Origin of the sequence: Glutamicibacter soli, from assembly GCF_003309065.1 — a bacterium.
In the GTDB taxonomy this organism is placed as follows: Bacteria; Actinomycetota; Actinomycetes; order Actinomycetales; family Micrococcaceae; genus Glutamicibacter; species Glutamicibacter soli.
Genome location: NZ_POAF01000017.1, coordinates 1 through 4,944, shown reverse-complemented (window position 1 = coordinate 4,944; position 4,944 = coordinate 1). Strand labels below are relative to the sequence as shown.

Here is a 4,944-nt window from a genome sequence, read left to right as displayed (position 1 = left end):
TGGCGTGGGGCAAGGGAAGCGCTGCCGGGGCCGCGGCGCGGTGCGGTTGGCTGCGGAGCGGGGAAGAGCCCGGACCACAACAAAACCCCTGGGCAAGAGATGCTGAATATTGACGTCCGAGCAGCATAGGCACGATTCGTCAGGCATGTTCGGGTCGGTAATGCCTACCGATCCAGGAAAAGGTTTTGACTTCCGCCTGAGCACTTGAGAATCCACAGTGAGTCTTTGGCCACTGGAGGAAGAAGTCAACGGGCGCGGGACCGAATGCTGGTCCTTTTCAACTGCTCTCTCTGCGCTCATGAGCAGGCACCTTCAGTTTGGCACCGAACTCGTTGACGAACGTCTCGAAGGGATTGGGCGAAGTTGTCATTACCCGAGGCTGCATCGCTGCTGATAAACGAGGAGTGCCCCGATACCCTTGACAGCGCCAAGGCGATGATCGAGCCGCACGAGGCTTCTGAATCGTTGAAAAACAAGTACTCCAGGGTAGGAGCGGGTGCCAGTTGGTAATAGACCGGTACGGGCGTTTTGCGCGGAGTTCTCCCGCCCGTCCTTGCCTGACGGGTGCACCCGATTACTGATGCGGGCCTCTGTACAGAAAACGTGGCAGAGAACGTGGCGACCAATGGATTGCACTCCATGATGCCGGCCATAGGCTTCGCGACCACGGATTTTTCGATACCCACAGGGCATACTCCTGGATAGAGCAATCGCGAGGAAGCTCCAACCCACGGACACGTATGCGATGGATATTTCCCGAACCGCCAGGGGACCAACATCTGGTGATGGCGCTAGTCCGGCCTCGCGTTTAGCAGCGCCGTGCGAGTTCCGTTGGCGACAAGTTCTCGGCGTACGCGTGCTTCAGCCATTTGCATGGCTTAGTCTCCCTTGAGTCATGCAGTTACTCATGCTGGGACCTGTGTTCCTTGAGTCGATACCTTCATCGTCGTGCTGGCGGCTCGAGGAGCCTCGACCTCGTATCGTGGCAACCGATGCCGGCCAGCCGTTTGCGCATTGCGGTGGCGCGGACCTTGCCTCATTTTCCCTAAACGAAGCCTTCGACGATGCCCAGATGGTCGTCGATGGTCTTAGCCTGGCAGAGTATCCAGAACCGGGCGGGACCTCGGCACCCGTTCGATCAGCTGCATAACCGTGTGGCGGAAAGTGCCTGACGATTCACTGACGGAGTGAAATGACAACGCTGTTTCGTCGTAAGCTCTGTAGATTTCTTAGATGCCTCGGCCATGGCTCGTACGGAGCGGCTTCCGTGATCCGACGCGCATTGACGACTGGAATCGTCATCATTGATGGTGGAGCGCCAATGGGCATAGGTGACTTTTCATATGGCTAGTGACGAGAAAGAGATGATTGCGCCACGGTTCGCGGCCGCCTGCCGCAGCCTTTCGTCGGCGCTTACTGTCGCTCCTGGCGCTGTCAGATGTAGTGTCTGAACTATGAGCCCGAATGACCAGGAAGTCAGACCACGCATGCGACGCAATAAGAAATTGCTTGATGAGCTCACGGCGAGATTTCCTGCAGGCATGGTATCCGTTAGTGATTCCGTGCTCATGGAAAATTCGAGAGATTTCGGCCAACTGGCAGATGAGCCCATGATGCCACTCGCTGTCGTTTTTCCAACAAAAGTTGGGCAAGTTCAGGAACTAATGCAGCTGGCCAGTGAACACCGGCTCTCGGTGATCAGCCGCGGTGCTGGTACTGGCGTATCGGGCGCCGTCCATGTCACTGATGAAGCTATCATCCTGAATCTCAGCAAGATGAACAGGATCATCGAGATTCGGCCTCAGGACGAAGTCGCGGTCGTCGAGCCCGGCGTGATTAACCATCATTTGAATCTTGCCGTCTCCGAGTTCGGTCTGATGTACGCTCCGGATCCGGCAAGTTACAAGATGTCGACCATCGGTGGAAACATTGCGACGAACGCCGGGGGATTGCGTTGCGCGAAGTACGGTGTCACCCGGGAGTCGGTTCTTGGGCTAGACGTTGTCTTGGCGGACGGGAGCCTAATACATGTTGGAAAGAATACGTTCAAGGGCGTTGCCGGCTATGATCTGACAGCCTTGTTCACAGGTTCCGAAGGAACATTGGGTGTGATCGTTCGCGCGGTGCTACGGCTTCGTTATTTGCCCGTTGACGAACGAGACGTCGCATTAGTTTTCGAGGATCTTGAAGTTGCTGTCGAAGGAGTCCAAAGGATTGCCAAGGCACGTATCCAACCAGCGATTCTGGAGTTGATCGATCACGCAACGATGAAGGTCTTGGACGCACAGTATGGGACAGCTCATGCTGGCAGTGGCGGTGCAATGCTGCTCGTTCGACTAGACGGATATGGTGCAGAGCAAGAAGAAGCGGTTCTTCGTGAAACCTTCAAGAACGACTCCGTACGGCTGAGCGAGAGCGGCGATGAATCTGCAACGGCTCTCATTGAAATGCGTCGCACCAGCCGTGGAGATGCGAAAGACGATGCGTACCGTACTGGTGAAGACGTAGCCGTCCCCAAAAGTCTCATGGTTGAGTACGTTCATCGTGTGCAACAGGCCGCGACGCAAGAACAGGTTCAGTTGAGGCTGATTTCCCACGCCGGTGACGGAAACCTGCATCCGACGTTCTACGTCGACCCCTCGGATGGGCCGAACCCGCTGGAGCGACTGGACCGCGCTGTGCAGGAGTCCGTTCGCATTGCCCTTGAAATGGGAGGCACGATTACAGGCGAGCACGGCGTCGGACTCATCAAGAAAGACTGGCTCCCCTGGGAGCAATCCAGCCAAGTTATCGAATTGCAGCAAAAGATCAAGGGGCTGCTGGATCCAATGAACATATTGAACCCGGGCAAGGCGATATAGACTGCGACAAGCGCTTCTATTACGACAGATACGTACGATGACAATCGAATCGAAGCCTCGATTATGCGATCTGAGGTAACCGGGTGTAGAGTAAAAACGTTCTTGATTACGGGATATGGCGCAGTTTGGTAGCGCGCGTCGTTCGGGACGACGAGGTCGCAGGTTCAAATCCTGTTATCCCGACCAGAACGCAAGGAGGAATCTTCGGATTCCTCCTTGTTGTTTAACTGAAGCTCACAAATGCAGGCTGAACAGCCAGCGAGTCTTAGATCACTATCGAAAAGCTACTCAGGATGTGCGATATCCAGATTTACTGTGTATAGTTATATCTCGTGCTAAGGCATCCAAAAGATCATTACCTAGCTAATTGATTCTGGCGGAGGCCAAGTCATATTGGGATATGGTGTAATTGGCAACACAACGGTTTCTGGTTCCGTCATTCTAGGTTCGAGTCCTGGTATCCCAGCGCTTCACCGGAGCAATTCGGTGAGCTGAAGGAAACTTCAGCATACGGCCCCATCGTATAGCGGCCTAGTACTCCGCCCTCTCACGGCGGCAACACGGGTTCGAATCCCGTTGGGGTCACAAATCTAAACGCGGAACTTCGGTTCCGCGTTTTTTGTTTAACCAGTTCTTCTTGTCCGTCCGCAGGAAGAGAGTTCTCGACTCCGGGCTAGAGGCCAAAATGTAGGGCTATAGGCCACAAAGTGTGTCTGGCCCGGACAGGTCGCCAAGGCCAGACCCCACTATTCACAAGATTCGCCACGCTGGCTTCAGAACCAATGAGAACCGGATAAGGGCTTGGGCCTGTGGTGCGTACAAAGCGGAGTAGCTATGCGTTGGGGCCCGACTAGTTTCTTGGACCCAAAGTTCATGGTCATGCCAAGAGCTTGGGATGAGGAGCTGCGCACTTGGGCCGACAGCAATCGAAAGCAGTATGGCGACGCCCTATGGGGCAACGAATGGTTCAACTGATTGAACGAACATCGATGGCGGCACTACAAGCCGGCCTTGTTTCCCGATGAAGTCAGACTGTATGAAAATCCGAGTGGGTTTTAGGCACGTGCGGTCAGCAAGCCATCGATTCATGGACATCTCCGCTAGCCCGTGCTTATTGGGTGACAAGTCATATGATTCTGGTCTGCGTTGAATTCGACGCCGTGAACGTCAACAGGCGGGCGTTGACACTGCTCTCGTCGGACATGTCCAACGCAGGGTGCAAGACATCTGCTGTATCAGTGGACCACGGATGCGACTACTAGCCAGGAACCATCCCGGATTGCTGTCGTTGGGTAAGCGGTTTGTTTTAGGAGGGAAGGTCGCCCTAGGGCTTAGTCTCACCGCGGTTGCACGGAAACTTGGCAGCGTGAGATATCAAGACATCGTCGCAACGGATACCAGGAGTGAACCCATACATCGAACCGGGCAGCTATGAAACCCAATGAACTGTAGCTGGCTTCATCAGCTCATGCTGTCGACCGGATAAGGCCCATTGCCATGCTGTCCGTTCTGCCGGTGACCTCCGGCAGCATTCGGAGAGAACACCGCTTACAAGTTTTCGACTAGCTGGCCCCGAGCCCGCAGTATCCAGCAAGCAGGGAACCGCGCTCTCCACAGACCGGAGCTCGTGCTGTCACGTTGGTTTGGCGCGGCAGCCTGTCCGGAGAGCAGGCGGCATTGGGTAACTGCTTATCGTGCGCACCGGCCCTCTAATGCCTGTGGCGACAGTCACCCGGAAAAGTAGCCCTACGATTTGTAAGTGCCGAAAAAGGTGTGTATAGTTTTTATCTGTCGCCGAAACAAGGTTCGATGAAATCTGAACCGAATTCGAAGCGAAAATCCCCGAGATTCAAATGATCTAAAAGATTTGTTTTGCAATTTCGGAAACTAACGCTGGACGATATCGCCTCCTGGAATGGGGTGGCGGAGAACCGGTAAGTGTTTGTTGTTTGAGAACTCAATAGTGTGCCAAGTTTGTTGATACCAAATTATTTTTTGTTTGGTGAATACGAAACATTTTGCTTGGGATGATGCACCCCCGTGTGTTGTTCCGAGTGTTTTTATTCGCCAGGATTTCATCACC

2 protein-coding genes and 3 tRNA genes are annotated in these 4,944 nt (G+C 54.3%); 4 read left to right on the top strand and 1 reads right to left on the bottom strand.

Features of this window, described 5'->3' with window-relative positions; all coding sequences use genetic code 11:
- Window positions 1-1,454: 1,454 nt before the first annotated feature.
- The 4 genes from C1H84_RS17820 to C1H84_RS17805 all read left to right on the top strand — a co-directional run bounded on the left by C1H84_RS17820 (window position 1,455) and on the right by C1H84_RS17805 (window position 3,446).
- Window positions 1,455-2,861 (top strand): FAD-binding oxidoreductase, encoded by a 1,407-nt coding sequence (locus tag C1H84_RS17820; RefSeq protein ID WP_244910943.1) that lies wholly within the window; start codon window positions 1,455-1,457, stop codon window positions 2,859-2,861.
- A 109-nt stretch (window positions 2,862-2,970) separates the two neighbouring features.
- Window positions 2,971-3,047: transfer RNA gene (locus C1H84_RS17815), tRNA-Pro, on the top strand.
- A 208-nt stretch (window positions 3,048-3,255) separates the two neighbouring features.
- Window positions 3,256-3,327, top strand: a tRNA-Gln gene (locus C1H84_RS17810).
- Window positions 3,328-3,373: 46 nt separating this feature from the next.
- Window positions 3,374-3,446: transfer RNA gene (locus C1H84_RS17805), tRNA-Glu, on the top strand.
- Window positions 3,447-4,748: 1,302 nt separating this feature from the next.
- Here C1H84_RS17805 and C1H84_RS18425 read toward each other — a convergent pair.
- Window positions 4,749-4,944: hypothetical protein (locus C1H84_RS18425; protein WP_220124930.1), on the bottom strand; the 196-nt coding region annotated here is incomplete at its 5' end.

Coding starts and splice junctions, on each gene's coding strand:
- C1H84_RS17820 (WP_244910943.1), top strand. CDS start 1,455: ATGAGCCCGAATGACCAGGAAGTCAGACCACGCATGCGACGCAATAAG.